General features: G+C 67.0%; 25 protein-coding genes and 1 pseudogene. 9 read left to right on the forward strand and 17 right to left on the reverse strand.

Annotated elements, in window-relative coordinates; genetic code table 11:
• Positions 1-53: 53 nt before the first annotated feature.
• The 5 genes and pseudogenes from NU688_RS03615 to eat all read right to left on the reverse strand — a co-directional run bounded on the left by NU688_RS03615 (position 54) and on the right by eat (position 4,888).
• Positions 54-723, reverse strand: a pseudogene (locus tag NU688_RS03615) (glutathione S-transferase family protein).
• Between the two features lie 46 nt (positions 724-769).
• Complete coding sequence (locus tag NU688_RS03620; protein WP_257859169.1) at positions 770-1,060, reverse strand: DUF1330 domain-containing protein; 291 nt, start codon at positions 1,058-1,060, stop codon at positions 770-772.
• A 227-nt stretch (positions 1,061-1,287) separates the two neighbouring features.
• The gene (gene eutC / locus NU688_RS03625) at positions 1,288-2,073 is read right to left on the reverse strand and encodes an ethanolamine ammonia-lyase subunit EutC (RefSeq protein ID WP_257859171.1); all 786 of its coding nucleotides are present in this window, start codon (positions 2,071-2,073) and stop codon (positions 1,288-1,290) included.
• Positions 2,070-3,464: an ethanolamine ammonia-lyase subunit EutB gene (locus NU688_RS03630; RefSeq protein WP_257859172.1), complete on the reverse strand. Its 1,395-nt coding sequence runs from the start codon at positions 3,462-3,464 to the stop codon at positions 2,070-2,072. The genes eutC and NU688_RS03630 overlap by 4 nt, the downstream gene beginning before the upstream one ends.
• Before the next feature lie 2 nt (positions 3,465-3,466).
• On the reverse strand, positions 3,467-4,888 hold the full coding sequence (eat, locus tag NU688_RS03635; RefSeq protein ID WP_257859173.1) for an ethanolamine permease: 1,422 nt from the start codon (positions 4,886-4,888) through the stop codon (positions 3,467-3,469).
• A 136-nt stretch (positions 4,889-5,024) separates the two neighbouring features.
• Here eat and NU688_RS03640 point away from each other — a divergent pair, with 136 nt between their 5' ends.
• Positions 5,025-5,435, forward strand: coding sequence for an FKBP-type peptidyl-prolyl cis-trans isomerase (locus NU688_RS03640; RefSeq protein WP_257859175.1), 411 nt, complete (start codon positions 5,025-5,027; stop codon positions 5,433-5,435).
• Positions 5,436-5,439: 4 nt separating this feature from the next.
• Here NU688_RS03640 and NU688_RS03645 read toward each other — a convergent pair whose 3' ends face one another.
• Entirely contained in the window at positions 5,440-6,195 is a 756-nt protein-coding gene (locus NU688_RS03645; protein ID WP_257859177.1) for a glucose 1-dehydrogenase, read from the reverse strand.
• Positions 6,196-6,323: 128 nt separating this feature from the next.
• Here NU688_RS03645 and NU688_RS03650 point away from each other — a divergent pair, with 128 nt between their 5' ends.
• A complete protein-coding gene (locus NU688_RS03650) occupies positions 6,324-7,241 on the forward strand; it encodes a LysR family transcriptional regulator (protein WP_257859178.1) in 918 nt (305 codons plus the stop codon).
• Between the two features lie 6 nt (positions 7,242-7,247).
• Here NU688_RS03650 and NU688_RS03655 read toward each other — a convergent pair whose 3' ends face one another.
• The 10 genes from NU688_RS03655 to NU688_RS03700 all read right to left on the reverse strand — a co-directional run bounded on the left by NU688_RS03655 (position 7,248) and on the right by NU688_RS03700 (position 20,690).
• Entirely contained in the window at positions 7,248-8,846 is a 1,599-nt protein-coding gene (locus NU688_RS03655; RefSeq protein ID WP_257859179.1) for a glucan biosynthesis protein, read from the reverse strand.
• Between the two features lie 170 nt (positions 8,847-9,016).
• Positions 9,017-9,868 (reverse strand): class I SAM-dependent methyltransferase, encoded by an 852-nt coding sequence (locus tag NU688_RS03660; protein WP_257859180.1) that lies wholly within the window; start codon positions 9,866-9,868, stop codon positions 9,017-9,019.
• A 109-nt stretch (positions 9,869-9,977) separates the two neighbouring features.
• A complete protein-coding gene (locus tag NU688_RS03665; protein ID WP_257859181.1) occupies positions 9,978-11,327 on the reverse strand; it encodes a carbohydrate porin in 1,350 nt (449 codons plus the stop codon).
• Between the two features lie 129 nt (positions 11,328-11,456).
• Positions 11,457-12,305 (reverse strand): 5-deoxy-glucuronate isomerase, encoded by an 849-nt coding sequence (iolB, locus tag NU688_RS03670; protein WP_257859182.1) that lies wholly within the window; start codon positions 12,303-12,305, stop codon positions 11,457-11,459.
• A 1-nt stretch (position 12,306) separates the two neighbouring features.
• The gene (iolE, locus tag NU688_RS03675) at positions 12,307-13,233 is read right to left on the reverse strand and encodes a myo-inosose-2 dehydratase (protein WP_257859183.1); all 927 of its coding nucleotides are present in this window, start codon (positions 13,231-13,233) and stop codon (positions 12,307-12,309) included.
• A 23-nt stretch (positions 13,234-13,256) separates the two neighbouring features.
• Positions 13,257-15,119, reverse strand: a complete 1,863-nt coding sequence (gene iolD, locus NU688_RS03680; RefSeq protein WP_257859184.1) for a 3D-(3,5/4)-trihydroxycyclohexane-1,2-dione acylhydrolase (decyclizing) — start codon at positions 15,117-15,119, stop codon at positions 13,257-13,259.
• On the reverse strand, positions 15,116-17,059 hold the full coding sequence (gene iolC, locus NU688_RS03685; RefSeq protein ID WP_257859185.1) for a 5-dehydro-2-deoxygluconokinase: 1,944 nt from the start codon (positions 17,057-17,059) through the stop codon (positions 15,116-15,118). The genes iolD and iolC overlap by 4 nt, the downstream gene beginning before the upstream one ends.
• 47 nt (positions 17,060-17,106) lie before the next feature.
• Entirely contained in the window at positions 17,107-18,111 is a 1,005-nt protein-coding gene (locus NU688_RS03690) for an ABC transporter permease (protein WP_257859186.1), read from the reverse strand.
• A 45-nt stretch (positions 18,112-18,156) separates the two neighbouring features.
• Entirely contained in the window at positions 18,157-19,710 is a 1,554-nt protein-coding gene (locus NU688_RS03695) for a sugar ABC transporter ATP-binding protein (protein ID WP_257859187.1), read from the reverse strand.
• On the reverse strand, positions 19,707-20,690 hold the full coding sequence (locus NU688_RS03700; RefSeq protein ID WP_257859188.1) for a sugar ABC transporter substrate-binding protein: 984 nt from the start codon (positions 20,688-20,690) through the stop codon (positions 19,707-19,709). Before NU688_RS03700 ends, NU688_RS03695 begins: the two co-directional genes overlap by 4 nt.
• A 158-nt stretch (positions 20,691-20,848) precedes the next feature.
• Here NU688_RS03700 and iolG point away from each other — a divergent pair, with 158 nt between their 5' ends.
• The 4 genes from iolG (at position 20,849) to NU688_RS03720 (ending at position 24,528) form a co-directional block, all read left to right on the forward strand.
• Complete coding sequence (gene iolG / locus NU688_RS03705; RefSeq protein ID WP_257859189.1) at positions 20,849-21,853, forward strand: inositol 2-dehydrogenase; 1,005 nt, start codon at positions 20,849-20,851, stop codon at positions 21,851-21,853.
• A 13-nt stretch (positions 21,854-21,866) separates the two neighbouring features.
• On the forward strand, positions 21,867-22,904 hold the full coding sequence (locus NU688_RS03710) for a Gfo/Idh/MocA family oxidoreductase (protein WP_257859190.1): 1,038 nt from the start codon (positions 21,867-21,869) through the stop codon (positions 22,902-22,904).
• A 52-nt stretch (positions 22,905-22,956) separates the two neighbouring features.
• The gene (locus NU688_RS03715; protein ID WP_257859191.1) at positions 22,957-23,832 is read left to right on the forward strand and encodes a MurR/RpiR family transcriptional regulator; all 876 of its coding nucleotides are present in this window, start codon (positions 22,957-22,959) and stop codon (positions 23,830-23,832) included.
• A gap of 135 nt (positions 23,833-23,967) precedes the next feature.
• Complete coding sequence (locus NU688_RS03720) at positions 23,968-24,528, forward strand: NADPH-dependent FMN reductase (protein ID WP_257859192.1); 561 nt, start codon at positions 23,968-23,970, stop codon at positions 24,526-24,528.
• Between the two features lie 7 nt (positions 24,529-24,535).
• Here the strand turns inward: NU688_RS03720 and NU688_RS03725 are convergent, their stop codons facing one another.
• A complete protein-coding gene (locus NU688_RS03725) occupies positions 24,536-24,973 on the reverse strand; it encodes a GNAT family N-acetyltransferase (protein WP_257859193.1) in 438 nt (145 codons plus the stop codon).
• 140 nt (positions 24,974-25,113) lie between these two features.
• Between NU688_RS03725 and NU688_RS03730 the strand changes: the two genes are divergently transcribed.
• From NU688_RS03730 to NU688_RS03740, 3 genes are read left to right on the forward strand one after another with little or no spacing between them, the layout of a single operon-like run.
• Positions 25,114-25,530: a YjfI family protein gene (locus tag NU688_RS03730; RefSeq protein ID WP_052810649.1), complete on the forward strand. Its 417-nt coding sequence runs from the start codon at positions 25,114-25,116 to the stop codon at positions 25,528-25,530.
• 12 nt (positions 25,531-25,542) lie between these two features.
• Complete coding sequence (locus NU688_RS03735) at positions 25,543-26,256, forward strand: PspA/IM30 family protein (protein ID WP_257859194.1); 714 nt, start codon at positions 25,543-25,545, stop codon at positions 26,254-26,256.
• The gene (locus NU688_RS03740) at positions 26,253-26,615 is read left to right on the forward strand and encodes a hypothetical protein (RefSeq protein ID WP_257859195.1); all 363 of its coding nucleotides are present in this window, start codon (positions 26,253-26,255) and stop codon (positions 26,613-26,615) included. Before NU688_RS03735 ends, NU688_RS03740 begins: the two co-directional genes overlap by 4 nt.
• Positions 26,616-26,644 lie beyond the last annotated feature (29 nt).

The following is a 26,644-nucleotide window of genomic DNA, read 5'->3' on the forward strand; positions in this document are numbered from 1 at the left end:
TGGCCGGCAGAGCATTCGGTGGGCGCTTTGGGCTCGAAGCTCCGACATGCCGCTTAATGGCCGCCTGACTCCCGATCCGCCGGCGAGGGCGCCGCGTTGATCGCCAGCTGCGCAGCAAACGCCCGCTGGTAGGCCGGCCGCGCTTCGCCGCGAGCGACATAGGCGGCCAGGCTGGAAAACTCGTCCAGCAGTCCGGATGGTCTCGCCCGCAGCAGCACCGACACCATCAGCAGGTCGCCCGCGCTGAAGAAGTCGCCGTCGAGCCAGTCGTTGTTGCCCAGGCGAGCGGCAAGCTGGGCCAGCCGGACGCGCACGCGGTCGTGCACGAGGGGCATGCGCTCGTCTTTCCAAGGCTTGTCGCCCTCCACGAACTTGACGGTGATCGAGGATGGGAGGCTCGACCGTGTTGAGCGCCGCGAACATCCACGTGATGGCGCGCGCCCTTGCGTTGGCATCGGTGGGAAGCAGGCCGGGGCGGCGCTCGGCGATGTGCAGCACGATGGCGCCGGTCTCGAACAGTGCGAGCTCGCCTTCCTCGTAGGTGGGAATCTGGCCGAAGGGATGCAGCGCCAGATGTGCTGCCTCCTTCATTTCGCGCATGGACACGAGGCGCACTTCGTAGGGCAGGCCGGCTTCCTCCAGCGCCCAGCGCACGCGCGTGTCGCGCGCCAGACCTTTGCCGCCGTCCGGCGACCGTTCAAAGGCGGTGATGGTGATGGTCATCGCGAGTGTCCTGTGGCCCTGCGGGCGCATGCGCGCCCCGGGTTGCTCAAACCCCTTCGATGACGCGCAGGTCCCGTTCGGCGCCGTCGCCCAGCGCGGCAAGCGCGGCCTGGTAGTCGGGGCTGTCGTGCACGGCTGTCGCTTGCTCGACGCTGTCGAACTCGATCAACACGGTGCGTTCGGCCAAACCGTACTCGTAGACCTTGGCGGGCAGGCCTCGCGCCAGAAAGCGCCCGCCGCCGGCCGCGATCGCCGGGCCGGCCAGTTTCGCGTAGGCCGCGAGTTTGTCGGCGTCCTTGACGGCTCGGTATGCACTGACCCAATAGGCTTTTGCCATGGCGATCTCTTTCTGTCTTGTTGCTGAATGAATGAGTAATTCGCGTCGCTGAAAACGATCCGCGGACCGGATCTTCGGCGCTTGTGTTCGACCTGTCCGGGGCAGGGGAATCAAAGTCTATGTGGGCGGCCCCGGCGCGGTTGAGCGCAGGTGCCTAGGCGCCAATGCGCCCGGTCTACTGCTCGATGAAGGCCGCCATGCGCCGCACGAGCGCCTGATCGCCTGCTTTATCCGGGCAGACCCGGCCTTCGCGCGTCATGCTGCGCCAGCACCGCAAGATCGCTCTCGTCCTTGAGCGCCACGCCGGTCAGCCCCCGTCGCAAGGATTCGCGCATCAGCCACGCCAGCTTGAACGCGGCGGCTTCGTAGGGCAGGCCTTCGGGCCGCACGTTGGAGATGCAGTTGCGCGCCGCATCGTTCAGCCCGCGCTTGGGTGAATGGGTCAGGTAGATGCCGAGGCTGTCGGGCGAACTCAGGCCCGGCCGCTCGCCGATCAGCATCACCGAGAGCATCGCGCCGAACAGCTCGCCCACCTCGTCGGCCAGCGCCACGCGCGCCTGCGTGGCGATGACCACAGGCGAGAAGCGCGTGTCGGCCGGCAACTGCGAGCGCAGGGCGGCGAGCAGCGGTGCCGCATGGCGCGCGACGGCGAGCGATGAAAGCCCATCCCCAATGACGACGCAGACATCGCAGCCGTAGCGCCCGATGCCGCGCAGGCGTCCGTCATCTTCGTCGTCGAGCTGGCGTCCGAGATCGGGGCGGCGCAGGTAGGTGGTGCGGTCCGCCGCACGGCTGCGGGCGCGGGCGACTTCCCAATGTTGTGCATGCAACGTGGCTTCGAGCGCGTCGACATCGAGCGCCGCATGGATCGCATCGCGCGCCATCGCGTGCGCCCAGCCGAAGCGCAGCGTCTCGTCGGTGGGCATGCCGGCGCCGGCGCGGCCGAGTGCGAGGCGTGCCGGTGTGGCCGAGCGCCATTGTGCCCAGGGGTTGGGTGTGACGGCATCGCTCATGGCGTGAGCGCCTTGAGCCCGCTCATGTCGGCCAGCAGGCGGTTGGAAGAGGGCGGCGCAAGCTGCCCGGCCGCATCGGTGATCTGCATGCGCTGCAGCCACGCCTCGAACTCGGGGGCACGCTTCAGGCCCAGCGTCTGGCGCAGAAACAGGGCGTCGTGGAACGAGGTGCTTTGGTAGTTGAGCATCACGTCGTCCGCGCCCGGAATGCCCATGATGAAGTTGATGCCCGCGGTGCCCAGCAGCACCAGCAGCGTGTCCATGTCGTCCTGGTCGGCCTCGGCATGGTTCGTGTAGCAGATGTCGCAGCCAATGGGCAGGCCCAGCAGCTTGCCGCAGAAGTGGTCTTCGAGGCCGGCGCGGATGATCTGCTTGCCGTCGTACAGGTACTCGGGCCCGATGAATCCGACGACCGTGTTGATGAGAAAGGGCTTGTAGCGCCGCGCCAGCGCATAGGCGCGCACCTCGCAGGTCTGCTGGTCGACGCCGAAGTTGGCGTTGGCCGAGAGCGCGCTGCCCTGGCCGGTCTCGAAGTACATGACGTTGTCGCCGACGGTGCCGCGCTTGAGCGCGAGCGCCGCGGCATAGGCCTCGTCGAGCAGTTCGGGTGTCACGCCGAACGAGAGGTTTGCCTTCTCGGTGCCCGCGATCGACTGGAACACCAGGTCCACCGGCGCGCCGGCCTCCGCGAGCTTGAGCGTGTTGGTCACGTGGGTGAGCACGCAGCTCTGCGTGGGAATCTCGAAGCGCTGGATCACCTCGTCGAGCATGTGCAGCAATTGGCCGAGCACCGGCATGCTGTCGGAGGCGGGGTTGAGGCCGATCACCGCATCGCCCGCACCGTAGAGCAGGCCATCGAGCGTGGACGCGGCCACGCCGCGCAGGTCGTCGGTGGGGTGGTTGGGCTGCAGGCGCACCGACAGGTGGCCAGGCAGGCCGATGGTGTTGCGAAAGCGCGTGACCACGCTGCACTTCTTGGCGACCGACACCAGGTCCTGGTTGCGCATGAGTTTGGACACGGCCGCGACCATCTCGGGCGTGAGGCCCGGCGCGAGCGCGGTGAGCGTGGCGGTCGTGGCTTCGTCCGACAGCAGCCAGTTGCGGAAGTCGCCGACCGTGAGATGCGACACCGGCGCGAAGGCCGCTGCATCGTGGCCGTCGATGATGAGCCGCGTGATGTTGTCGCTCTCGTAGGGGATGAGTGCTTCGGTCAGGAACTGCTTGAGCGGCGTGTCGGCCAGCACATGGCGTGCGGCCATGCGCTGCTGCGCGGTGGCGGCGCCGACGCCGGCGAGGTAGTCGCCCGAGCGCGCGGGGCTGGCGAAGGCCATGACCTGCTTCAGGTCGTCGAAGGTGAAGACCTGTTCTGCGATGGTGGTGCGATAGCGCATCGTCAGGCGTTGGTGGCCGAGGAAGACAGCATCTCGTCGGGCGCGGCCGCCTTGCGCTGCGAAGAGGTCAGGAGGAAGTAGCCGTAGGCGGCCGCCATCAGCACCAGGAACAGCACCGTGAGCATGAAGTTGAACCACACCATCGCACCGAGGCACACGACGCCGAGGCCGAGCGCTATTGCCGGGAACACGGGATAGAAGGGCGCGCGGTAGGTGCGCAGCAGGTCGGGCTCGCTCCTGCGCAGCTTGAAGAGCGCGGCCATGGAGATGAGGTACATCACGATCGCGCCGAGCACCGCCATGGTCACGATGTTGGCGGTGAGCGTTTGCCCGCCGAACTGCACCCACTCGTCGCTGAAGATCGCGATCACGCCCACGACGCCGCCGGCCAGCAGGGCGCGATGCGGCGTGTCGAAGCGCGGGCTCAGGCCCGCGAAGTAGGCCGGCAGATACCCGGCGCGTGCCAGCGCGAAGATCTGCCGCGAGTAGCCCATGATGATTCCGTGGAAGGACGCGATCAGCCCGAAGAGCCCGATCCACACCAGCATGTGCAGCCAGCCGCTGTTGTCGCCCACCACCGCCTTCATGGCCTGCGGCAGCGGGTCGTTGATGTTGGCGAGCTTGCGCCAGTCGCCCACCCCGCCCGCGAAGATCATCACGCCGAAGGCCAGCACCACCAGTGTGACGATGCCCGTGGTGTAGGCGATGGGAATGGTGCGGTGCGGATCGCGCGCCTCCTCGGCCGCCATGGCCGCGCCCTCGATGGCGAGAAAGAACCAGATCGCAAACGGAATCGACGCGAAGATGCCCGAGATCGCCGCGCCATTGAGCACGCTGCCGCCGGCCCAGCCGTTGGCAACGAAGTTGGCCAGCGTCCAGCCCGGCGTGACCACGCCCATGAACACCAGCAGCTCGAAGATGGCGAGCACGGTCACGAAGAGTTCGAAGGCCGCCGCGATGCCGACACCGATCCAGTTGAGCGCGATGAAGATCACATACGCCCCGAGCGCGAACCACTTGGGGTTGATGCCCGGGAACTGCACGTTGAGGTACGCGCCGATGGCCAGCGCGATGGCCGGCGGTGCGAAGACGAATTCGATCAGCGTGGCAAAGCCTGCCACGAAGCCGCCGTTGGGACCGAAGGCGCGCCGCGCATACGCGAAGGGACCGCCCGCATGCGGGATGGCTGTGGAGAGCTCGGTGAAGCTGAAGATGAAGGTGGTGTACATCGTGGCCACCAGCACCGTGGCGACCAGGAAACCGAGCGTGCCGGCGGTGTTCCAGCCGTAGCTCCAACCAAAGTACTCACCGGAGATGACGAGGCCCACCGCGATGCCCCAGAGCTGGATGGGGCCGAGTACCTTCTTCAGATGACCCGTGCCCTGGGCAGTCGATGCGGCCGGCGTGGCTTCGGTGGAGTGCATGGAGGCTTCCTCTCTTCGTGAATGTTGACAGTGCGCATTCAGCAAAGCAAGGGTCGTTCCACTACGTACATCGCGCTACATCGACGGGATATATGCGCTCGCCATAATCGGGGCCTTTCAATCCCCGAGGTGTTTCGTGAAGTCTTATCTCTGTGCCGCTCTCGTGTCCGTCTTTGCCATTCCCGCAGCGTTCGCGCAATCCGCGCCTGTGACCACGCCCAGCGGCCTCATCTACCAATCGCTCAAGGAAGGCACCGGCGCATCGCCCGCAGCCACCGACACGGTCAAGGTCCACTACCGTGGCACCTTCCCCGACACCGGCAAGGAATTCGACAGCTCCTACAAGCGCGGCGAACCCACCGAGTTCCCGCTCAACGGCGTGATCCCGTGCTGGACCGAAGGCGTGCAGAAGATGAAGCCGGGCGGCAAGGCCAAGCTGACCTGCCCGCCGTCGATCGCCTACGGTTCGCGCGGTGCGGGCGGCGTGATTCCGCCGAACGCCACACTGAATTTCGAAGTCGAGCTGGTGTCGGTCACCAAGCGCTGATCGATCAGATCTGCGCCATGCCGCCGTCGACAAACAGTTCCGTGCCGTTCACGAAGCTGCTGTCGTCGGAGGCAAGAAATACAACGGCCTTGGCGATTTCATCGGGCGTGCCGACCCGGCCCAACGGGATCGTCTGCGCCTGCATCTCGATGAAGCCTTTCACTTGTTCCGGCGTGAGGCCCAGCCGCTCATAGGCCGGGGTCGGCACCACGCCGGGGCTGACCGCATTGACGCGGATGCCGGCATCCTTCAGGTCCACCGACCAGCCGCGCGCGAAGCTGCGCACCGCCGCCTTGGTGGCGCTGTAGACGCTGAAGGCCGGGTTGCCCTTGATGCTGGTGATCGATGCGTTGAGAACAATCGCTGAACCCTTGGGCATCAGCGGCAGCGCCTTCTGCACGGTGAAGAGAAGGCCGCGCACATTGGTGCCGAAGGTCTTGTCGAAGTGCTCTTCGGTGATCTGGCCCAGCGGCAACAGGCTGCCGCCGCCCGCGTTGGCGAACAGCACATCGAGCCGGCCTTTCTGTTCCTTGATGGTGGCGTAGAGGCGGTCGAGGTCGGCGAGCTTCGACACGTCGCCGAGCACGCCGGTCACGTTGCGGCCGATGGTCTTCACTGCCGCATCGAGTTCCGCCTGGCGGCGGCCCGTGATGAACACGTGGGCGCCTTCGGCCACGAAGCGTTGCGCGGTGGCCAGGCCGATGCCGCTGGTGCCGCCGGTGACGAGGGCGATCTTGTCGTTGAGCTTGAGTTGGGACATGACTTCTTTCTTCCTTGGAAATTGCTGCGACGCAGCGTTGACGATGGAAGGCAGTTTGGGCGTCACCCCCTCTCGGACCAAGATGCCGCGCGGGACTTGTTTATTTCCGAATCACTAATAATCCAGCGATGGACCAGATCACCGCCATGCGCGTCTTCGCCCGGGTGGTCGAGGCCGGCACCTTCACCCGCGCGGCCGATTCGCTGCAGATGCCCAAGCCCAGCGTGACGAAGCTGGTGCAGCAACTGGAGACGCATCTGCGCGTGAAGCTGCTGCAGCGCACGACGCGGCGCGTGACCGTCACGCCCGAAGGTGCGGCCTACTACGAGCGCACCGCGCGCGTGCTCGCCGAGCTGGAAGACATCGAATCGGACCTCACCAACGCGCAGACCAATCCGCGCGGTCGGCTGCGGGTGGACGTCGGCTCCTCGCTGGCGAACATGATCCTGATTCCGCAGCTGCCGGCGTTTCATGCGCGCTATCCGGAGATCGAACTCGAGATCGGCGTGAGCGACCGGCCGGTGAACCTGGTCGGCGATGCGGTCGACTGCGTGATCCGTACCGGCGAATTGAACGACCAGACGCTCGTGGCGCGCCGCATTGCGACCTTGCCTATCGTGACCTGTGCGACGCCGGCCTATCTGAAGCGCCATGGCGTCCCGAAGACGCCGGCGGACCTGGGCGATGGCACGCACCGTGTGGTCGGCTACTTCTCATCGCTGAGCAACCGGCCATTTCCGCTGCGCTATGAGCGCGGCGAGGAGCGCATCGAGATCCACGGCCACACCGTGGTCGGTGTGAACGAGAGCACCGCGCACCTGACGGCGATGCTCGCCGGCATGGGCGTGGCGCAGACCTTCGGTGTGATGGCCGCGCCTTATCTGGCAAGCGGCGCGCTGGTCGAAATACTGCAGGGCTGGGCGCCCGAGCCGTATCCGCTGCACGTGGTGTACCCGACCAACCGGCACCTGAGCGCCAAGCTGCGCGTGTTCGTCGACTGGGCGGTGGAGCTCTTCGCGCCCCACAACGCACACCCAGTGCGTTGAAGAAACTCAACCCGGCTGGTACTGGTACAGCCAGGTCTCCGTCAACGTCTGGTCGCCGTTCTTCAGGTAGAGCCGCATGTCGATCGGCTCGTTGCCTTCGGGCGTGAAGTCGAACTGCGCGCGCCAGTGGCCGGGCACGCCGTTGGGCACGGCTTCGGCGAACACATACGAGAACTTGCCGCGCGGCGCCGTGAGCACCAGCTCGGGTTTCACGCCGAAGGGCACGGTGGTGAGCGGCTGGCCGATGAACTCGACCATGAACTTGCGCACGCCCTGCGGCCGCGGCTGGCCCGGCTGGCCGCCGCGGCCGATGCGCGTGGCCACGCAGCGCGCGAGCGGCGAAGGAAAGGGCTCCTGGTCGGTCCAGTGCAGCCGGTATTGCAGGCTGTAGCTCGCGCCGGCCTTGGCCTCGACCTTGGGCACCCAGAAGGCGACGACGTTGTCGTGGATCTCGTCGTCGGTCGGAATCTCGATGAGCTGCACCGAGCCTTCGCCCCAATCGCCCAGCGGTTCGATCCAGAGGCTCGGGCGCTTCTCGTAGCCGACGCCGTCCTGGTAGTGGTCGAACAAGCGGTCGCGCTGCAAGAGGCCAAAGCCGCGCGGCTTCGTGTCAGCGAAGGCGGAGGCGCGCGTTTGCGTGGGGTTGTTGAGCGGGCGCCAGATGCGCTCGCCCGCGCCGTTCCAGATCGCGAGGCCGTCGGAGTCGTGCACCTCGGGGCGCCAGTCGATGGCGGTGGGCTTGATGGTCTCGGAGTACCAGTACATCGAGGTGAGCGGCACGAGGCCCAGGCGCGCCACGTCGCGGCGCAGGAAGAGGCGCGAGTCGATGTCCATGATCACCGCCTTGCCGCGCTGCATCACGAACTTGAAGACGCCGGTGACGCTCGGCCCTTCGAGGAGGGCGTAGACCGTCATCGAGGTGGTGTTGTTCGCAGCCGGAGTCTCGAAATAGAAGCGGGTGAAGGTGGGGAATTCCTCGGGTTTGTCGGGCACGGCCACGTCGAGCGCGAGGCCGCGGGCCGACAGGCCGTACTGGTACAGCTCGCCGATCGCGCGGAAGTACGAGGCGCCGAGAAAGGCGACCCAGTCGTTCTTCTGCCAGTCGAGCTTGCCCTGGTCGCCCAGGCGGCTTTCCTGCAGGCGAAAGCCCGCGAAGCCCGCGCCGGGTGGCAGCGTGCGCGCGGGGCTGTCGGGGGGCATCGAGAAGTAGTCGGGGCTGTAGAGCACTTCGCGGGCGAACGCATCGCCGTCGGAGTTCTCCAGCACGTGCATGCGCACCGGCGTCTGGAAGAAGCGGCCGAGGTGGAAGAAGGTGACGGGGAATGCGCCGGGGCCTTCGCGAAAGAGGGCGTTGGCGGGGTCGAACTTGATCTTGCCGTGGGCGTCGTAGTCGATCTTCTCGAGCACGTCGGGGGCCAGCGGCGCGGCGGCGGCGTACGGTTGCGCGGCGAGGCGCTTGGCCTGCGCAACGAGCCGGTCGAACGAGAAGGGCGAAGGCTGGCTCAGTTGCAGGCCGTTGGCGGCCAGCGCCTCTTCGGGCAGTCCAAGGGCGGCGAGTGCGGCGGCGGCACCACCTGCGGCAAGGAAGGATCGGCGATCAAGCATGTGTTTCTTGAGGGTTTCTAGTCTTTGGGGGAAGGGGGAACGAGGCGAGGTGCGGAATGATTTTCCGCGATGGGACAGCCGTTAGCTTGCCGCACTTTGCAGGACACCTCGCGTCAGCCATTCCGCGCAATGCAGGCCGGACAAAGCCGCCGATTCGGAAAATTGTGCGTTTATGTATCGACCGGCTTCGCCATGTCCACGGCGCTCAGCGCATACACCGCATAGAGCGGCACGCCGAAGACCATCCGGAACACCGGGCCGAGCAGCGTGTAGGCGAGGCCCAGGCCCTCCATCACGCGGTAGGTGCCGTCCAGGCGCAGGCGTGGGTGCGGTTCGGTCAGGCCCGCGGGGCGGCGAAGGCCCCAGAGAAATTCGGCGCCCGTCGGCCGCACCGAGGGATGGTTGCGGGCGCGGCCGGTGGCGATCCAGCACATGGCATCGAAGGCCAGCACCGAGCCCGGGGGCGCCCGCTCGCCGAAGGCGGCGAGCACCGCCTGCACCGTCTCGGGCTTCAGGTACATGAGCACGCCTTCGGTGAAGAGGAAGACCGGCGGCGCGTTGCGCTTTTTGGGCAGGCCGAGCTGGTCCCACCAGTCGGGCGAGGTCAGGTCGAGTTCGCGCACGTCGTGGCGCGGATGGGTCTCGGGAAGCAGCTCGCGGCGCAGCGCGAGCACCTCGGGCAGGTCGGCATCGGTCATGTGCGACTTGTCGTCGTCCAGCCACTGGAAGTAGTGGCTCAGACCGCAGCCCATGTTCACCACGCGGGCGCCGGGATGCCGTTTCAGGAAATCCTGCGCGAGGCTGCGAAAGCGCCGCGTGCGCGCGAGGATGCCGTAGATGGTCGCCCGGTCTTCCGGCAGGGCCTGCCCGTCGTCGCGGATCTTCTCGAGGATGGACGCGGCGTAGGCGTCCCGCACGGCCACCTGCGGAAAGATGGCATCGCCGGATGCGCGCGCGGCCAGGGGAATCCGCAAGGTGGAAGGAACAGCCGACAGGCGCCGTGCGAGCTTGCTGGTCGTCATGGATGCGGGAGCGAGATCATGCGCAAAGTCTGGCGGCTCCCGCACGCCCGGGCAAGTCAGTCTTTCGTTCAGCCTGCCGGGCTGGCGCGTGGCCTCGCTCCCGCCATCACTACTCCCACCATGCTTCCATCTGGATGCCGAAGGTTGTGGAGTTCCTGCGGCCATTGGCCCCGAAGCTGGTGACGTTGGCATCGCCGGCTGCCTTGTTCCAGTTGGCACGCGTGGCGTAGATGCGGAACTCCGGACGGGTCCAGAAATCGGTGTTCGGCGAGAACGCCACCGCGATCGTGCCCTTGTTCAGCGTCTGGCGGGGCTGGTCATCGGTGCTGCGGCGCGTGGTCGAGACCTCGGCCAGGAGCTTCGTGTACTTGGCGATGCCGTAGGAGACGCGCCCGCCCAGCGAGAAGTCCTTGGTCTCCGGGCCATCGTCCGGGCGCGTGGTCTGGTAGCCGATCAGGCCCTGGCCGCCGAAACGCCCGAACTGGAAGTCCACCGAGTCCAGGATGCGCCGCTGCTTGGCACCCGCCTGCGGCGTGATCACCGTGCGCTCCACCAGCGGCGCGAACAGCAGTGTGTTCTCCAGCCCGAAGCCCGGGGGCAGCAGCAACCCCGTGGTCGTCGTGCTGTTGTCCATGTTGTAGAACTTGCCGCTGAGCGAAGCGTGACCCGTCGATGCCTGCACGATGAAGGTGTTGTTCAGGCCCGGAAAGAGGTCCTTCTGGATGTGCATGAGCCCCAATGCCCCGCCATCACGGCCCTTGGCGAAGTCGCCCGAGATCAACCCACCGGTCACCGTGAGCTTGCCGCCCGGGTTGGTGGGGATGTCGCGCCATTGCACATTGATGCGCTTGGCGTTGTTGGGATTGCCGTTCTTGTTGTCCACCGAGTCGGCGGTGTGCAAGGCCACGTTCAGGCGGCCGATGCCCCACAGCGGGATGTCGTCGATACCGGCGCCGTAGTTGTCGCCGTCCTCCACCACCCACTTGTCCACGATGTGCACGTCCTGGATGCGGTGGTAGCGCTGGCCGGCCCAGAGGGTGGCGGCGTTGCCGAAGACGCCTGTGAGGGAAAAGTAGGCCTGCGCGGTGCCGCTCTTGCCGTTGTAGATGGTGGGCATGTAGAACACGCCCCACTTGATGCCGTCGCCCAGGTCGAACTTCTTGCCGATGCCGAACTCCAGGTAGTTGTCGCCTTCGTTGCCCAGGCGGTACTTCTGCAGGTCGCCGCCGAGCGAATAGCCGCCCTTGAGCTTGCCCTTGCCGGCGCTGAAGAAGCCGCCGCGGCCGTAGCCCCAGAACTCCAGGCCGGTGGCGTCGTTGATCTTCTTGACGAACTCCTTGGTGGGGTCCTTGGCTTCGGCCTGCGGGGGCTCGTCGGTTTGCTGGGCTTGCGCCTGGATACAGAGGCTGGCCGACAGCATCAGGATGGCGGCAGACAGGCGGTTCGGTTTTGTTCTCATGAAAGTCTCCTCGGTTCTTCGGTGGTGGGTGGAAGGGAAGTCGCGCGATGTCTTCAGGCAAAGGCATCCCCCCACCGGCCGTTGGGCCGATGTCGATCGATGCAATTGCAGAAGAGGGAGGGGCGGACGCTAGCTGCGCTTGGCGGCCAGCCGGTCCTGCATGTCCGGCTGCAGCATCCACTCGTGCGCCGGATCGTTCTTGAACACCCAGTAACGGCCGGGGCCGGCCATCACGTTGAGGTAGTAAAGGTCGTAGCCGTGCGGCGCGACCACCGGGTGGTAGCCGCGCGGCACCATCACCGTGTCGTGGTTCTCGACGGCCATGGATTCATCGAGGCTGCGGTCGTCGGTGTAGACGCGCTGGAAGGCAAAGCCCTGCGGCGGGTTCAGCCGGTGGTAGTAGGTTTCCTCGAGCAGCGTTTCCTCGGGCAGCGCATCGCGGTCGTGCTTGTGCGGCGGATAGCTGGAGGCATTGCCTGCCGGCGTGATCACCTCCACCACCAGCAGGTGCGCCGCGCGCGGATCGTCGTGCGGCAGGATGTCGCAGACGTGGCGCGTGTTGCTGCCTTTGCCGCGCACCGAGCGCTTCATCGTGCCGGAGTCGAGCACGAAGGCTTCGCGCTTCTGCTCCTGGCTGCCGGCCGGCGCCGTGCACAGCGCCACCTCGGCATCGCGGCTGGCGTCGATGCCGACGGCGGCGTGGCCCGGCACATACACCGCGGCGGGCGAGACGGGGTCGAACACGCTGTCGCGCGTGCCCAGTTGCGTGTAGCGCCGGCCGTCCACTTCGATGTCGACCGTGCCGGTCAGCACCACCAGGCAGAGTTCGCGGTCTCCGGTGGCAAGGAATTCGGTCTCGCCCTTTTTCAGGCGCAGCACCTTGAAGCCGACGTGCGCCCAGCCGGCGCGCTCGGGCGTCACTTCGACCACGGTGCGACCTTCGGCCGCGGCCTTCACGAGGAGCGGACTGAGTGCCATGTCAGAGCACCTCCGGTTGCGCGGTGCCGATCTTGTCGACGATGCCGCGCAGGGTTTCGTAGCCCTTCTTCGCGTACGCATAGCTCGGCGCGACGGCGGGGTCCTGCTCGGCCTCGACCACGAGCCAGCCTTCGTAGCCGGCTTCGTGCAGCACCGCGAGCACCGCCTCGAAATCGAGGTCGCCGTCGCCCGGCACGGTGAAGGTGCCGTTGAGCACGCCATCGAGGAACGACAGGCTCTCGTTGCGCGTCTGGCGGATCACGCCGGCGCGCACGTCCTTGCAGTGCACATGCGCCACGCGGCCGACATGCTTGCGCAGCAGCGCCGCCGGATCGCCCGCGCCGCCGTAGTAGGCATGGCCGGTGTCGAACAGCAGCGACACGCAGGCCGGATCGGTCAGGGCCATCAGCCTGTCGACGTCCTGCGGCGATTCGACGTACGCGCCCATGTGGTGGTGATAGGCCAGGGTGATGCCGTACTTCGCCTTCAGGTGCTCGCCGAATGCGTTCAGGCGCGCGGCGTAGGCGGCCCACTGCGCTTCGCCCGCAAAGCGCGGACGCTTCGAGAGGGGCGTGTCCATGCGGCCCTGGATGGAGCCGGCGACCTCGCCGTAGACCACGACCTTGCAGCCGTTGAAGCGCAGCTTTTCCATGTGGGCGGTGCAGCGGTCGATTTCCGCATCGACCGTGTCTTCGGCCAGATGGCCCGAGTACCAGCCCGAGACGCAGGCCAGGCCGTACTCGGCCAGCGTGGCCTTCAGCGCCGCGGGTTCGCTCGGAAACTTGTTGCCCAGCTCGAAGCCGGCGTAGCCGATCTCGGCGCCTTCGCGCAGCGCGGTGGACAGCGGGGTGGCACCGCCGAGCGCGGGCAGGTCGTCGTTCATCCACGACAGGGGGTTGATGCCGATGCGGACGTTCCAGGTGTTCATGGCGTGGTTTTCTCCCGTGGGATTCAAAGTTTCTGATCGTGCTTGGCAGCTTCGTAGCGCGCGCGGGCTTCGTTGACTTCGGCGCGCGCCGAGACTTCGGGAATCGCCACCTCCCACCAGCAGCCGCCGTCGGCGGTGGTGCGTTCGGCGGTGGTGTCGATCACGATCACCTGCGTGCCGCTGGCGGCGCGGGCCGCTGAAAGAGCCTCGCGAAGGGCGGCGATGTTTTCCACATGCACTGCTTGCGCGCCCATGCTGCGTGCATGCCCCGCGAAGTCGATGGCCGAGGCATTGCCGCCTTCGGGAATGCAGTCGTCCAGCATGTTGTTGAACTGCGGCGATCCGCTCGCGCGCTGCAGGCGGTGGATGCAGCCGTAGCCGCGGTTGTCGAGCACCACCACGACGAGCTTGCGGCTCAGCAGCACCGAGGTGGCGATCTCCGAATTCATCATCATGTAGGAGCCGTCGCCCACCATGACGATCACCTCCTTCTCCGGCCGCGCGAGCTTCACGCCCAGGCCGCCGGCGATCTCGTAGCCCATGGTGGAGTAGCCGTACTCCATGTGATAGCCGCCGGGCGCGCCCGCGCGCCAGAGCTTGTGCAGCTCGGCGGGCAGGGTGCCCGCGGCGCACACGACGATGTCGTTGGCCGGCGAGTCGCTTGCCGAATCGCGTACCGTGCCGATCACCTCGGCGTCATAGGGCAGCTCGCCCTGCGGCGACGTGGTGGTCAGCTCGGTCACGCGCGCCACCCAGCCGGCCGCGAGGTCGCGGGCGCGCGCCGTCCATCGCGGCGCGGCCTGCCAGCCGGCCAGCACGTCCTGCAGCTGCTCGAGGCCCACGCGTGCATCGGCCACGAGCGAGGTGCAGCCGCGCTTGGTGGCGTCGAAGGCCTGGACATTCAGGCCCAGCATCGGCACATGGCCCAGCAGGCTGTTCGAGCCGGTGGTGAAGTCCTGCAGCCGCGTGCCGACGGCGAACACCAGGTCGGCTTCGCGCGCCAGGGCATTGGCCGCCGGCGATCCGGTCACGCCGATGGCACCAAGGTTGAGCGGATGGTCCCAGGGCATGCTGCCCTTGCCGGCCTGCGTCTCGGCCACGGGCACGCCATGGGCTTCGGCGAAGGCGCGCAGCGCGTCCCAGGCCTGGCTGTAGAGCACGCCGCCGCCGACGACGATCAGCGGCCGCTGTGCCGCGCGCAGCAGGTGGGTGGCGCGCGCCAGTTCGCCGCGATCGGGCGGCATGCGCCTGAAGCGGAGGGTCTCGGGGTGCAGGAAGTGCTCGGGGCAGTCGAAGGCCTCGGTCTGCACATCCTGCGGCAGCGCCAGGCACACGGGACCGCAGCTGGCCGGATCGATCATGGTCTGGATCGCGCGGGGCAGGGCCGCGAGGATCTGCTCGGGCCGCATGATCCGGTCGAAGTAACGCGTGACCGGCCGCAGGCAGTCGTTGACGCTCAGGTCTCCGTGCGAAAAGTCTTCGAGCTGCTGCAGCACCGGGTCCGGTGCGCGCGAAGCGAAAACATCGCCGGGCAGCAGCAGCACCGGCAGGCGGTTGACGTGAGCGAGCGCGGCAGCCGTGACGAGGTTGGTCGCACCCGGGCCGATGGAGGTGGTGACCGCCATGATCCGCTGGCGGAACTGCGCCTTGGCATAGGCCACCGCGGCGTTGGCCATGCCCTGCTCGTTGTGTGCGCGCAGGGTCGGCAGCGCATGGCGCTCGGCCGCGAGGGCTTCGCCCAGTCCGGCCACGTTGCCGTGTCCGAAGATCGAGAACACGCCGGCGACATAGGGCGCAAGCGTGCCGTCGGCCATCTCGACGCGCAGTGCGGACAGGTGCCGCACCAGCGCCTGCGCCATCGTGATGCGAAGGGTCTTGTTCGTCATGAATGCGATCCGTCCCAGGCTTCGACCAGCTCGGCAAAGTTGCCCGCCACTTCCTTCACCAGCGCGTCGTCGTCGATCTCCTGCCGCAGCCACCGCAGGCCCGGTGCGACCCACAGCGTGCGGCCGATCATGAAGCCCTTGACGATCGGATTGGAGGCCTCGGCAAAACCGCGCACCAACTGGGCGAGCGGCTGGTTCAGCCCGAGGATCACCACGCCGCGGCATTGCGGATCGCGCTCGGCGACCAGTTGCGCGAGCCGGTCCCAGGCGGCCGGGGCCATCGGCGAGAGCTTCCACCATTCGGGCCGGAAGCCCAGGTTGTAGAGGCGTTCGATGGAGCGCAGCACCACCGCGTCGCGGGCGTTGTCGGTGTTTTCGGCGGGCAGCTTGTCCGCGGGCGGAATCAGTTCGAGCAGCAGCTCGTGGCCGCTCGCGCGGGTGGCTTCCCACAGCTCGCCGATTCGGGTTTCTTGCTCCAGCCGCAGCGGGGCCGGATCGTCGGGGTGGTAGTAGACGAGGCACTTGACCGTCTGCTCGATGGGCCACTGCGCCAGCTGCGAGCCGATGGACAGCGTGCCGTCGAAGCGCAGCGGGCGCGACAGCGGCAGTTCCACCGGCCGCCCGACCCACCAGCCGCGTCCGGTGGCGGCGGCGAGCGCATCGCTGCCGTAGCTGCCGTCGATCAGCACGCCGACGCGGCCCTGCAGCGCATGGCTTTGCTCCACGCGGGCCGTGGCCTCGACCAGCAACTGCTTGAGCCGCGGCAGGCGTGACTCGTCGGTGCCGGCCTCGCGTGCGAGCTCGGCGAACTGGGCGCGGTGGTCGAAGGCCAGCACGGCCGGCGACGGCCACTGCTTGCGCGCGGGCGTGGTCCGGTGCAGGTGGGCCAGTTGCGCATCGGCATCGACCTTCGGGTTGCGGCTGCCGCCGAACCAGTGGTCCAGTTCGGCCGGCGTCGGCATCGCGGCCGAGCAGGCGTGGCGCGAGACGACGATCGCGCCGCAGGCATTCGCCAGCCGTGCGGCTTCTTCGAAGCTTTGGCCTCGCAGCAGGCCGGTGAGCAGCCCGGCGGCGAAGGCATCGCCCGCGCCGAGCACGTTGAGCACCTCGACGCGTTCACCGACGACGGTGGGCGCGTCTTCGATGCGTTCGGGCACGGCGCCCGGAATGAAGCAGCAGCCGGCCGCGCCGAGCTTGACCACCATCGCCGCGGCCGTCACGCCGCGCACCGCGCGCAGCGAGGCCATCAGGTCGCCGGGCACGCCGCCGGCGATGAAGAACTCTTCCTCCGTGCCGATCAGGAGGTCGAAGCGCGGCAGCATGGCCTGCAGCCGCCCGGTCACCGCGGCATCGGGCACGAAGCGGTTGGCGCCTTCGCCGCGCTTGGTGAGGCCCCACAGTACGGGGCGGTAGTCGATGTCGAGCACGCGCAGTACGCCGTGTTTGGCCGCATGGTCGAGCGCGGCGACGGACGCGGCCTGCACCGTCGGCGTGCTCAGGTGCGTGCCGGTGATCAGCAGGGCGCGGCATTGCGCGATGAAGTCGCCGTCGATCTGTGCGGCGTCCAGCGCCATGTCGGCGCAGTTCTCGCGGTAGAAGAGCAGGGGAAAGGTGTCGCGGTCCTTGATGCCGAGCAGCACCAGCGCGGTGAGCCGCTGCGGATCGACCTGGATTTGCGACACATCGCAGCCCTCGCGCTGCAGCGCCTCGACCAGGAAGCGGCCCATCTGCTCGTCGCCCACGCGCGAGACCATGGCGGCGCGCAGGCCCAGGCGAGCCGCGCCGAAGGCGATGTTGGCGGACGAGCCGCCCAGGTAGCGCGAGAAGCTGGTGGCGTCCTCGAGCCGGCTGCCGATCTGCTGTGCGTACAGGTCGACCGCGAGCCGGCCGAGGCACGCGAGGTCGTGGCGGCGTCCTTCGGGAATCTTCAGTGTTTGCATGCGTTTTTTTCTGTGGTTGTCTGTCTGACTTGTTTGTCTGCTGCCGTTCAGTGCTTGCCGCTGCGGCGGGATTTGGCGTAGGTGTCGAAGGCAACCGCGATGACGATGATCACGCCGATTACCACCTGCTGGTAATAGGCCGACACGTTCAGCATCACCAGCCCGTTGAGCAGCACGCCCAGGAGGATCGATCCGATGATCGTGCCGCCCACGCCGCCCAGCCCGCCGAAGAGGCTGGTGCCGCCGATGACCACGGCCGCGATCACCCGCAGCTCGTAGGAGATGCCGGCCACCGCCTCGGCGGAGCCAAGCCGCGCCGCCAGCAGGAAGCCGCTGAGGCCGGCCAGGAGGCCCACCACCACGTACACGCTGACGACGATGCGCTTGACGTCCAGGCCCGAGAGCCGGGCGGCTTCGGGGTTGCCGCCCACGGCGTAGATGGCGCGCCCGTAGCGCGAATAGCGCAGCGTGATGTAGCCGGCCGCGGAGACCAGTGCGAACGCGATCACCGGCACCGGAATGCCCAGCACGTCGCCGCGCCCCCACCAGCGAAAGCCTTCGTCGAAGCCGCTGATCGGGCCGCCGTCGTTCAGGATCAGCGTGGCGCCGCGCCAGATCGTCATGCCGCCCAGCGTGACGATGAAGGGCGGCACGTTGAGCTTGGTGATGGTCTTGCCGTGCAGGTAGCCCGCCGCCGTGCCGACCGCGCAGGCGATGACCAGCGCCGCGAGCCAGCTCACCGGGAAGGTGTCGCCCAGCATCACCACGACCGAGGCCGCGCACATGGCAGAGAAGGCCAGCAGCGAACCGACGGCCAGGTCGACGCCGCCCGTGAGGATCACGCAGGTCATGCCGACCGCGATGATTCCGTAGATCGACACCTCGGTGAGGATGTTGGAGATGTTGCGCATCGAGATGAAGCGCGGGTTCTGCGATGCGAAGAGCACGATCAGCAGCACGAGGAACAGCAGCACGCCGTACTTCTCGAGGAAGCCGACGAGGTCGTACTTGCGTTCTTTGGGGACGGGCGCTGTGGCGGCGGTGGATGTCATTTTTTTCTCTCCTTGATCGGGTTCACTGCGGGGCTCGCCGGGAGCTCATGCCGCCAGGGCCAACTCGGCCTCGGGCCGGCGGGCGCCCAGGGCCATGAGGTTCATCAGCTGTTCCTCGGTGGCTTCGCTGCCCGGCGTGGAACCGGTGATGACGCCGTTCATGAAGGTCACGATGCGGTCGCTGACCGCCATGACTTCGGGAAGCTCGGACGAGATGACGATCACCGCCACGCCCTGCGCGGCCATGTCGAACAGCACCTGATGCACCTCGGCCTTGGCGCCGACGTCGATGCCGCGCGTGGGCTCGTCCACGATCAGCACCTTGGGGTTGAGTGCCATGCAGCGCGCGAGCAGCACCTTCTGCTGGTTGCCGCCCGACAGGGTGCCGATGCTCACCTTGTCGCTGGACATCTTGATCGAGAGCTTGCGGCGGTACTCCTCGATCATCCGGGTCTCGGCCGCCTCGTCGACGAACCAGCGCATCTTGCTGAGGCGCCCGAGGCTGGGCAGCGTCATGTTGTGGCGGATCGAGTGCGAGAGAAAGCAGCCCTGCTGCTTGCGGTCTTCGGGCACCAGCACGATGCCGGCGTCGATGCCGTCCCGGGGCGAGCGCAGCACCACCTGCTTGTTGAGCACGCGCACCGTGCCGCTGTCGCAGGGGTCGGCGCCGAAGATGACGCGAGCCATCTCGGTGCGGCCCGCGCCGACCAGCCCGGCGAAGCCGACGATCTCGCCCGCACGCACATGCACCGACATGTCCGACAGCGACGTCGCGCTGGTGCCCGAGACGGCCTTCAGCCGGCTCACGCCTTCGACCTTGAGCACCACCTCGCCAAGCACGCTGGACGACTGCCGTTTCACGCCCACCACTTCGCGCCCGACCATGTGGCGCACCAGGTCGTTCACGGTGGCGTCGGCCACGGCGCCGGTCGTCACATAGCGGCCGTCGCGGAATACCGTGAAGCGGTCGCAGATGGCCTTGACCTCGTTGAGCTTGTGCGAGACGTAGATGATGCCCAGGCCCCGCGATTTCAGGTCGCGAATGATGTCCAGCAGCTGGTCGACCTCGCGCCCGCTCAGTGCGGCGGTCGGCTCGTCCATGACGATCAGCCGCGCCTTGACGGTCATGGCCTTGGCGATCTCCACCATCTGCTGCTTCGCGACGCTCAAGGAGCGCACCTCGTCGCGCGGATCGAGGTCGATGCCCAGGTCGCGAATCACCTTGCCCGCATCGTCGTACAGCCGCGACCAGTGGATCAGCCCGTGGCGCAGGGGCTCCCGGCCGATGTACATGTTCTCGGCCACCGACAGCGCCGGCAGCAGGTTGAACTCCTGGTAGATCGTGACGATGCCGGTGCGCTGGCGCAACATCGGCGTGTCGGCGGGCGAGAGCGTGCGGCCCTCGAATTCGATCGTGCCTTCGTCGGCCGGCTGCGCACCCGCCAGGATCTTCAACAGCGTCGACTTGCCCGCGCCGTTCTCGCCGAGCAGCGCATGCACCTCGCCCGCGACCACGTCGAGCTGCACCCCGTCCAGCGCCTTGACGCCGGGAAAGGACTTGCGGATGCCCCGGACCCTGAGCAGGGGGGCGGTGGTCACTTGAGTTCGCCGGCCCGCGCCGCGTCGGAGATGTTGCTCTTGGTGATGAGGATCGGCTCGATGCCGACCGACTTGATCTCGGTCTTGTTGCGGATGTTGCCCACCAGGAGCTGCAGGGCCGTGCGGATCTGCCTGCCGGGGCTTTGCTCGACGGTGACGGCCATCTCGCCGTCGCGCACCTTCTTCAGCGCATCGGGCGATGCGTCGTAGCCCAGCACCTTGATGCCCTCTTTCGCGAGGCCCGCCGACTGGATCGCTTCCACGGCGCCGAGCGCCATGTCGTCGTTGGCGGACAGGATCACCTGCGGCGGCTTGCCCGCGAGCGAGGTGAGGATGTTCTGCGTGACCGTGAGCCCTTGGTCGCGCGCCCAGTTGGCGGTTTGCTCCGCGACGATCTTGTACTTGGGGCCTGCCTTGGTGAAGGCGTCGTGCACGCCCTTGGCGCGGTCGATGCCCGAGCTGCTGCCGGGCTGGCCGGTCAGGAAGACGATGCTGGCGCCGTCGGGGAAGTTCTTCACGACCCACTCGGCCATCATGCGGCCGCCCGCCACGTTGTCGGCGCCGACGTGGGGAATGGGGCTCTTCGCGCCGTCGACGCGGCGGTCCACCGTCACGACCGGGATCTTGTCGCCGAGCACTTCATTGAGCGCGGGCGTCATCGCCCTGGCGTCGGTCGGCGCGATGATGATGCCGTCCACGCCCTGCGTGATGGCCACCGAAACATCGGAGCTCTGCTTGGGCGAACTTGCCTGGCCATCCACTACGCTGAGCTTGACCTTGAGCTTCTTCGCCTCGTCCTGCAGTTCGCGGTTCATGAACACGAAGAACGGTTCGGCCATGTTGTGGAAGAGCGCGGCGATGCGCTCGTTGTCCGCCATTGCGGGCGAAGCGTGCAATGCGAGCGATGCGGTGGCCAGCGTGGCTGCGGCGTAGATGGCCTTGCGCAGATGCGTTCGTGATGTTCGGAATATGCGGGTCATGCGATGTCTCCTTGTTTGTTGGAGGCAATCTTAGAAAAGCAAAACCCGAATTGCAAATGTTTTTCTATTAATTTCGTGAGTAGAAACCCTGTTCTATTTTGGATGGAGCTTCCGGACAATGAAGTTCCGCATCACTCGTTCTCTCTACCTCCGTGACCATGAAACAAGTTGCCGTCTTCGGCGCAGGCCGCATCGGCCAGATCCACGCCTCCAACCTTGCCGCGCTGCCGGGCGTGCAACTGCGCTACATCAGCGATCCGGCGCCGCAGAGTGCGGCGTCTCTTGCGCAGGCGCTCGATGCGCAGGTGGCATCCATCGAGCAAGCGCTGGCCGATCCGGCCGTCGATGCCGTCGTCATCGCCTCGCCGACCACTACGCACAGCGACCTGATCGTTCGCGCGGCGCAGGCCGGAAAGCACATCTTTTGCGAGAAGCCGGTGGACCTGTCGGTGGCGCGCGCCGAGGCCTGCGCGGCGGCGGTGCGGCAGACCGGCGTGGCTTGCATGATCGGGTTCCAGCGCCGTTTCGATCCCACTTTCAATGCGCTCAAGTCGCGCCTGGACGATGGCGAGATCGGCGTGCCCGAGGTGCTGGTCGTCACCAGCCGCGACCCCGGCGCTCCGCCTGTCGAATACCTCCAGCAGTCGGGCGGCATCTTTCGCGACATGCTGATCCACGACTTCGACGTGTTCCGCTGGATCCTTGCCGACGAGGGCCGCGACGAAGCCGTGTGGCTGAGCGCCACCGGCGCGTGTCTCACCGACCCGGCCATCGCCGGGGCAGGAGACATCGACACGGCCATCGTGAGCATCCGCACGCGCTCCGGCCGGCTGTGCCAGATCAACACCTCGCGCCGCGCGGCGTACGGCTACGACCAGCGCTTCGAGGTGCTGGGCTCCAAGGGGCTGCTGGCGGCCGGCAATCATCGGCCGACAGAAGTCGTGTGCATGGATGCCACCGGCGTGAAGGCCGACAACCCCGAGGCCTTCTTCCTGGAGCGTTATCGCGCCGCGTACCGGCTCGAGCTGGCGCACTTCTTCGAACGGCTGCAAAGCGGCGGCGCGTTCCGCACTTCGGTGCATGACGGCGTGGCCGCGCAGAAACTGGCCGATGCGGCCGCGCTGTCTTTCGAGCGCGGCCAGCCCGTGACTTTTGAAGCGTGACCGGGGCATTTCGATGAGCAACACCACTTCCCGCACACCCCCGCTTCGCATCGGCATCGCCGGCCTGGGCCGGCTCGGACGCCGCCATGCCGAGAACCTTGCCTACCGCATCCGCAACGCACGGCTGGTTTGGGCCTGCAGCCCCGTTCCTTCGGAGCTTGAAGAAGCCCGCACCGAGCTGGGCATCGAGCAGACCACGAGCGACTTCGACCGCATGATCCACGCGCCCGATGTCGACGCGATCGTGCTGGTCACGCCCACCGCCCTGCATGCGCAGCAGACCATCGCGGCGCTCGAGGCGGGCAAGCACGTCTTCGTCGAGAAGCCGCTGGCGCTGGACGTGGCCGACTGCGAACGCGTCGAAGCCGTTGCCGCGCGCCATCCGGACCGCGTGGCGATGGTCGGCTTCGTGCGCCGCTTCGACGCCAGCTACCGCCGCGCCCACGACGACATGCGCCAGGGCGCGATCGGCCGGCCCTTTCTCGTGCGCTCGCAGACCTGCGACATGAACGACCCCTCGGGCTTCTTCGTGGGGTACGCGGCGCAGTCCGGCGGCATCTTCATGGACTGCAGCGTCCACGACATCGACCTGGCGCGCTGGATGCTCGGCAATCCGCGCGCGGTGCGCGCCTTCGCCACCGGCACCATCGCCATGCATCCCGGCCTCGCCGAGCATGCGGACGTGGACAACGGCCTGGCCATGGTGGACTTCGAAGGCGGCGGGCGCGCGGTGTTCTACGCCTCGCGCACCTTCGCGCACGGCCACGAGACGCAGACCGAAGTCATCGGCACCGGCGGCAAATTGCTGATCGGCCACGGCGCCGAGCGCGACCGCGTGGTCACCAGCGACAGCCACGGCGTGCGGCATGCTTCGACGGCCGATTTCTTCGAGCGTTTCGGCGATGCCTTCGTGCACGAGATGAATGCCTTCGTCGCCGCCTGCCGCGGCGAAGCGGCGCTCGACCTCACGCTGTCGGACGCCACCGAGGCCACGCGCATCGGCCTGGCCATCACCCGGTCGCTGCGCAGCGGCCAGGTCGAGATGCTGTGAGCGGGGGACATGCGAAGGGCGGGAGGCGGATGCGTCTTGGTATCCTGACCTCATGACCACCGCAGCCCCTTCCGCGACTTCCGTCGAGCAGTTTCTCAAGGCCCTGGAAAGCGAATACAAGGGTTTGAGCAAGCAGCTGAAGCTGATCGGAAAGTACATCGAGGCGCACCATGGCCGCCTCGGCCTCGAAGGCATCCAGGACGTGGCCGCCGCCTGCGGCGTGCAGCCTTCGGCCGTCGTGCGCTTTGCCAAGCATTTCGGCTTCTCGGGGTTCACCGAGATGCAGAAGCTGTTTCGCGAAGCCATTGCCCAGCAACTGGCACCGGACCGCAACTACCAGGCGCGCATCCGCGACGTGATCCAGACCGGCGCGCCGCTGATCAGCGTCGACATGGCGCAGGAGTTCCTGAAGGGCAGCATCGGCGGCATCCAGGAACTCATCGACACCCTGGCGCAAAGCGATCTGGACAAGGCGGTCGAGCTGCTGGCCGAGGCGGAATCGATCTGGCTCCTCGGCATGCGCCGCTCGTTTCCGGTGGCCGCCTACCTGGACTACGCGCTGCAGCACACGGACAAGCGCATCCTGCTGGTCGATGGCCTCGGCGGCATGCAGGAAGGTCAGTTGCGGTCCCTGCGCCAGGGCGATGTGCTGCTGGCGGTGTCGTTTCCGCCTTATGCGCCGGAGACGCTGGACGTTTTGCGCAGCGCAAAGGCGCGCGGGGCCCGCATCATCGCGATCACCGACAGCCGGTTGAGCCCGCTGTCGGAACTGGCCCAGGCCGCGCTGTTCGTGCAGGAGAGCACCACCTTCGGTTTTCGCTCGCTCACCAGCACGATCGGCCTGGCGCAGAGTCTCTTCATCGCCCTGGCCTACCGCCTGGAGTTGAACCGGGGGCCGGATGCCGAGCGCTCCGGGGACGGGCACTGACGCTGGTCCGGTCGCGCCGGCTTTGTTCTTTCGCGCAAAGGAAATGTGGTTTCCGAGAAATCGCTTCCTCGCGTCGCGGCTCTGCGCCACAGTGGCGGACAACCAACTTCCGCACATCGCGCAAAGGAAAACACCGTGAGCACTCTGGACATCGTCGGCCTCTGCGGCAGCCTCCGCAACGCATCCGTCAATCGCGCCGCCCTGAACCTCGCCGGCTCACTGATGCCGGCATCCATGCAACTGGACGTTGTCGAATGGCGCGAGGTGCCCTCGTTCGATGCGGACGTCTTCGCCAAGGGCTACCCGGCGCCGGTGCAGGCATTGCGCGAGCGCATCGCCCGCGCCGATGGCATCGTCATCGCCACGCCCGAATACAACTTCTCGATTCCGGGCGCCTTCAAGAACGTGATCGACTGGCTCAGCCGCGGCGAAGACCAGCCCTTCGCGCACAAGCCGGTGGCGCTGCTGTCGGCATCGCCCGGCCCGCTGGGCGGCGCACGGGTTCAGTACGACATGCGCCGCGTGATGCTGTTCGTGAACGCGATGGTGCTGGTGAAGCCCGAGGTGTTCATCGGCGGGGCGGGCGGCAAGTTCGATGCCGATGGGAACTGCACCGACGAGACGACGCGCAAGTTCGTGGGCGACCAGATGAAGGCGTTCGAGAAGTGGATCGGGGCGGTGAAGCGGATGGCTTGACCGGGGCTCAGCTCCCGAACCTCTTCTTCATCGAGGCGAGGTAGAAGCCTTTGACGTAGTCGTCGATGCGCCCGTATTCCTCGTAGCCCTGCTTGATGTAGAAGCCCCGTGCCTGCCATTCGAATGTTTCGAGCGCGGCGCTGTGCGCACCCAGATTCCTGGCACGCGCTTCGGCTTCGGCGAGCAGGCGCGCGCCCAGTCCCTGGCCACGTGCGGCCTCCGCCACCCAGAGGACATCGATGCGCAGCCAATACAGGAAGACGTAGGCGCGCAATCCACCAACCAATTCGCCATTCGCATCCTTGGCGTTGAGCCATACCGGCTGCGACTCGGGGTACTCGCCGACGAAGCCGTAGTTGAACTGCCGCAGATGCCGGCCGAGCACGCCGCTGCGGACTTCTTCTTGCGTAGCGGTCGAGATGACTGGGGGCGTTGGGCTGTTCATCGGCGGATTCTATGAAGCACGCCAGTGCCGAAAGTCATGGGCCGGAGAAAAGAAAATTTTTGACATGTTATGTCGGCACACCTATAGTGAACCCATCGAAGCACCGCTCGCTTCCAACGGTCTCAACCACAAGGAGAGGTATGCAATCACTGCTCGATCAACTCAAGGGCCTCGATGCGCTGGCGGGCGCCGCAATGGGCGGGCTGCCGGTGCAGCTGCAACCCATTCCGGGCAGCACGCCCGTCGTCCAGGTGAGCATCGAGGGGCGCGATGAACTGCCTATCTTTATTACCAGTTCCGACATGCAGATCATCTGCATCTGCTACCTCTGGACCGAAGACGAAGTGAAGCCCGAGCGCCGCACCGAGCTGCTCGAATCGCTGCTCGACCTCAACCCGTCCGTGCCCCTGTCGTCCTTCGGCCGCGTCGATGGCCGCTACGTGCTCACCGGTGCGCTCGGGCGCAATGCGAGCGTGGAAGACGTCGCACGCGAAGTGGCCGTGCTCAGCGACAACGCGCTCGATGCGCTCGATGCCCTGTCCGAATTCCTGAATTAAGCGGAGATCCACATGACCGTCATCAAGAAGCTTGTCACCCTGCTGCGCGGCAGCGCGCGCGAAATCGGCGAGAGCGTGGTCGACAGCAATGCCACACGCATCTACGAGCAGGAAATCATCGACGCCAAGCACAGCATCGAGAAGGCCAAGGGCGACCTCACCGGCGTGATGGCCAAGGAGATGCAGTCGGCCCGCGAGATCGAGCGCCTGAAGAACGAGATCACGCGCTACGAAGGCCTTGCGATCGAAGCGCTCAACAAGACGCAGGAAGGCCTCGCGCTCGACGTGGCCGCCAAGGTCGGCACCATCGAGCAGGAGCTCGAGGAGCAGGCCAAGGCCCACGCCTCCTACGCGCTGCAGGTCTCCAAGCTCAAGGAGCTGATCAAGTCGGCCGAGGCGCGCATCCGCGAGCACGAGCGCGAGATCGGCATCGCCAAGACCACCGAGAGCGTCTACCGCGCCACGCAGTCGATCTCCGAGAACATCGGCAGCGGCGGTTCGCGCCTGGCCAATGCACGCGAATCGCTCGAACGCATCCGCGCGCGCCACGAAGACCTGGCCGACCGCATGACGGCCAGCCAGGCGCTCGAGAACGAACTGGGCCACCAGGCGCTCGAGAAGAAGCTGGCCGCCGCGGGCATCGGCAGCGACGCCGACCGCACCGGCAAGGTGATGGAGCGCATCCGCGCCCGCCAAGCCAACCCGAGCGGGACCGCCTCCGAATGAACGTGCGGGTCAAGCCGGTTCGCTGGCAGGGCTCGGACGAGGCGATACGCGCCGTCCAGGTGGCGTTCGACGTGGAGGAGGCCGTGCTGGAGGCGGTGCGCACGGCGGCTTTCGAGCAGCACGTGTCCACCTCCGACCAGATCCGGCAGGTGCTGGGTCTTGCGACCACGTCGAAGCCCAAGCGACCGCGCCTGACGGTGTCGCTCAGCGGGGCGGACTACGAATTCCTGGCGAAGCGCTACGGGCTCGCCGCCGACGACCGCCTGGCCATCAAGGAGAGGGCCACGCGCGACCTGATTGCATTTGCCAGCAGTGGTGGAAAGAAGGGCACCGGCGCAGGGAAGCCGGGCCGCAAGTAGAACAACAACACAACTCGCAAGCGGGAGGA

It is taken from the genome of Variovorax sp. ZS18.2.2 (genome assembly GCF_024701975.1).
Taxonomy (GTDB): Bacteria; Pseudomonadota; Gammaproteobacteria; order Burkholderiales; family Burkholderiaceae_C; genus Variovorax.

Bases quoted from the DNA above. Each gene is read 5' to 3' on its own strand.
- NU688_RS03620 (WP_257859169.1), bottom strand. From the start codon at position 1,060: ATGGCAAAAGCCTATTGGGTCAGTGCATACCGAGCCGTCAAGGACGCC.
- eutC (WP_257859171.1), bottom strand. From the start codon at position 2,073: ATGAGCGATGCCGTCACACCCAACCCCTGGGCACAATGGCGCTCGGCC.
- NU688_RS03630 (WP_257859172.1), bottom strand. From the start codon at position 3,464: ATGCGCTATCGCACCACCATCGCAGAACAGGTCTTCACCTTCGACGAC.
- eat (WP_257859173.1), bottom strand. From the start codon at position 4,888: ATGCACTCCACCGAAGCCACGCCGGCCGCATCGACTGCCCAGGGCACG.
- NU688_RS03645 (WP_257859177.1), bottom strand. From the start codon at position 6,195: ATGTCCCAACTCAAGCTCAACGACAAGATCGCCCTCGTCACCGGCGGC.
- NU688_RS03650 (WP_257859178.1), top strand. From the start codon at position 6,324: ATGGACCAGATCACCGCCATGCGCGTCTTCGCCCGGGTGGTCGAGGCC.
- NU688_RS03655 (WP_257859179.1), bottom strand. From the start codon at position 8,846: ATGCTTGATCGCCGATCCTTCCTTGCCGCAGGTGGTGCCGCCGCCGCA.
- NU688_RS03660 (WP_257859180.1), bottom strand. From the start codon at position 9,868: ATGACGACCAGCAAGCTCGCACGGCGCCTGTCGGCTGTTCCTTCCACC.
- NU688_RS03665 (WP_257859181.1), bottom strand. From the start codon at position 11,327: ATGAGAACAAAACCGAACCGCCTGTCTGCCGCCATCCTGATGCTGTCG.
- iolB (WP_257859182.1), bottom strand. From the start codon at position 12,305: ATGGCACTCAGTCCGCTCCTCGTGAAGGCCGCGGCCGAAGGTCGCACC.
- iolE (WP_257859183.1), bottom strand. From the start codon at position 13,233: ATGAACACCTGGAACGTCCGCATCGGCATCAACCCCCTGTCGTGGATG.
- iolD (WP_257859184.1), bottom strand. From the start codon at position 15,119: ATGACGAACAAGACCCTTCGCATCACGATGGCGCAGGCGCTGGTGCGG.
- iolC (WP_257859185.1), bottom strand. From the start codon at position 17,059: ATGCAAACACTGAAGATTCCCGAAGGACGCCGCCACGACCTCGCGTGC.
- NU688_RS03690 (WP_257859186.1), bottom strand. From the start codon at position 18,111: ATGACATCCACCGCCGCCACAGCGCCCGTCCCCAAAGAACGCAAGTAC.
- NU688_RS03700 (WP_257859188.1), bottom strand. From the start codon at position 20,690: ATGACCCGCATATTCCGAACATCACGAACGCATCTGCGCAAGGCCATC.
- iolG (WP_257859189.1), top strand. From the start codon at position 20,849: ATGAAACAAGTTGCCGTCTTCGGCGCAGGCCGCATCGGCCAGATCCAC.
- NU688_RS03710 (WP_257859190.1), top strand. From the start codon at position 21,867: ATGAGCAACACCACTTCCCGCACACCCCCGCTTCGCATCGGCATCGCC.
- NU688_RS03715 (WP_257859191.1), top strand. From the start codon at position 22,957: ATGACCACCGCAGCCCCTTCCGCGACTTCCGTCGAGCAGTTTCTCAAG.
- NU688_RS03725 (WP_257859193.1), bottom strand. From the start codon at position 24,973: ATGAACAGCCCAACGCCCCCAGTCATCTCGACCGCTACGCAAGAAGAA.
- NU688_RS03730 (WP_052810649.1), top strand. From the start codon at position 25,114: ATGCAATCACTGCTCGATCAACTCAAGGGCCTCGATGCGCTGGCGGGC.
- NU688_RS03735 (WP_257859194.1), top strand. From the start codon at position 25,543: ATGACCGTCATCAAGAAGCTTGTCACCCTGCTGCGCGGCAGCGCGCGC.
- NU688_RS03740 (WP_257859195.1), top strand. From the start codon at position 26,253: ATGAACGTGCGGGTCAAGCCGGTTCGCTGGCAGGGCTCGGACGAGGCG.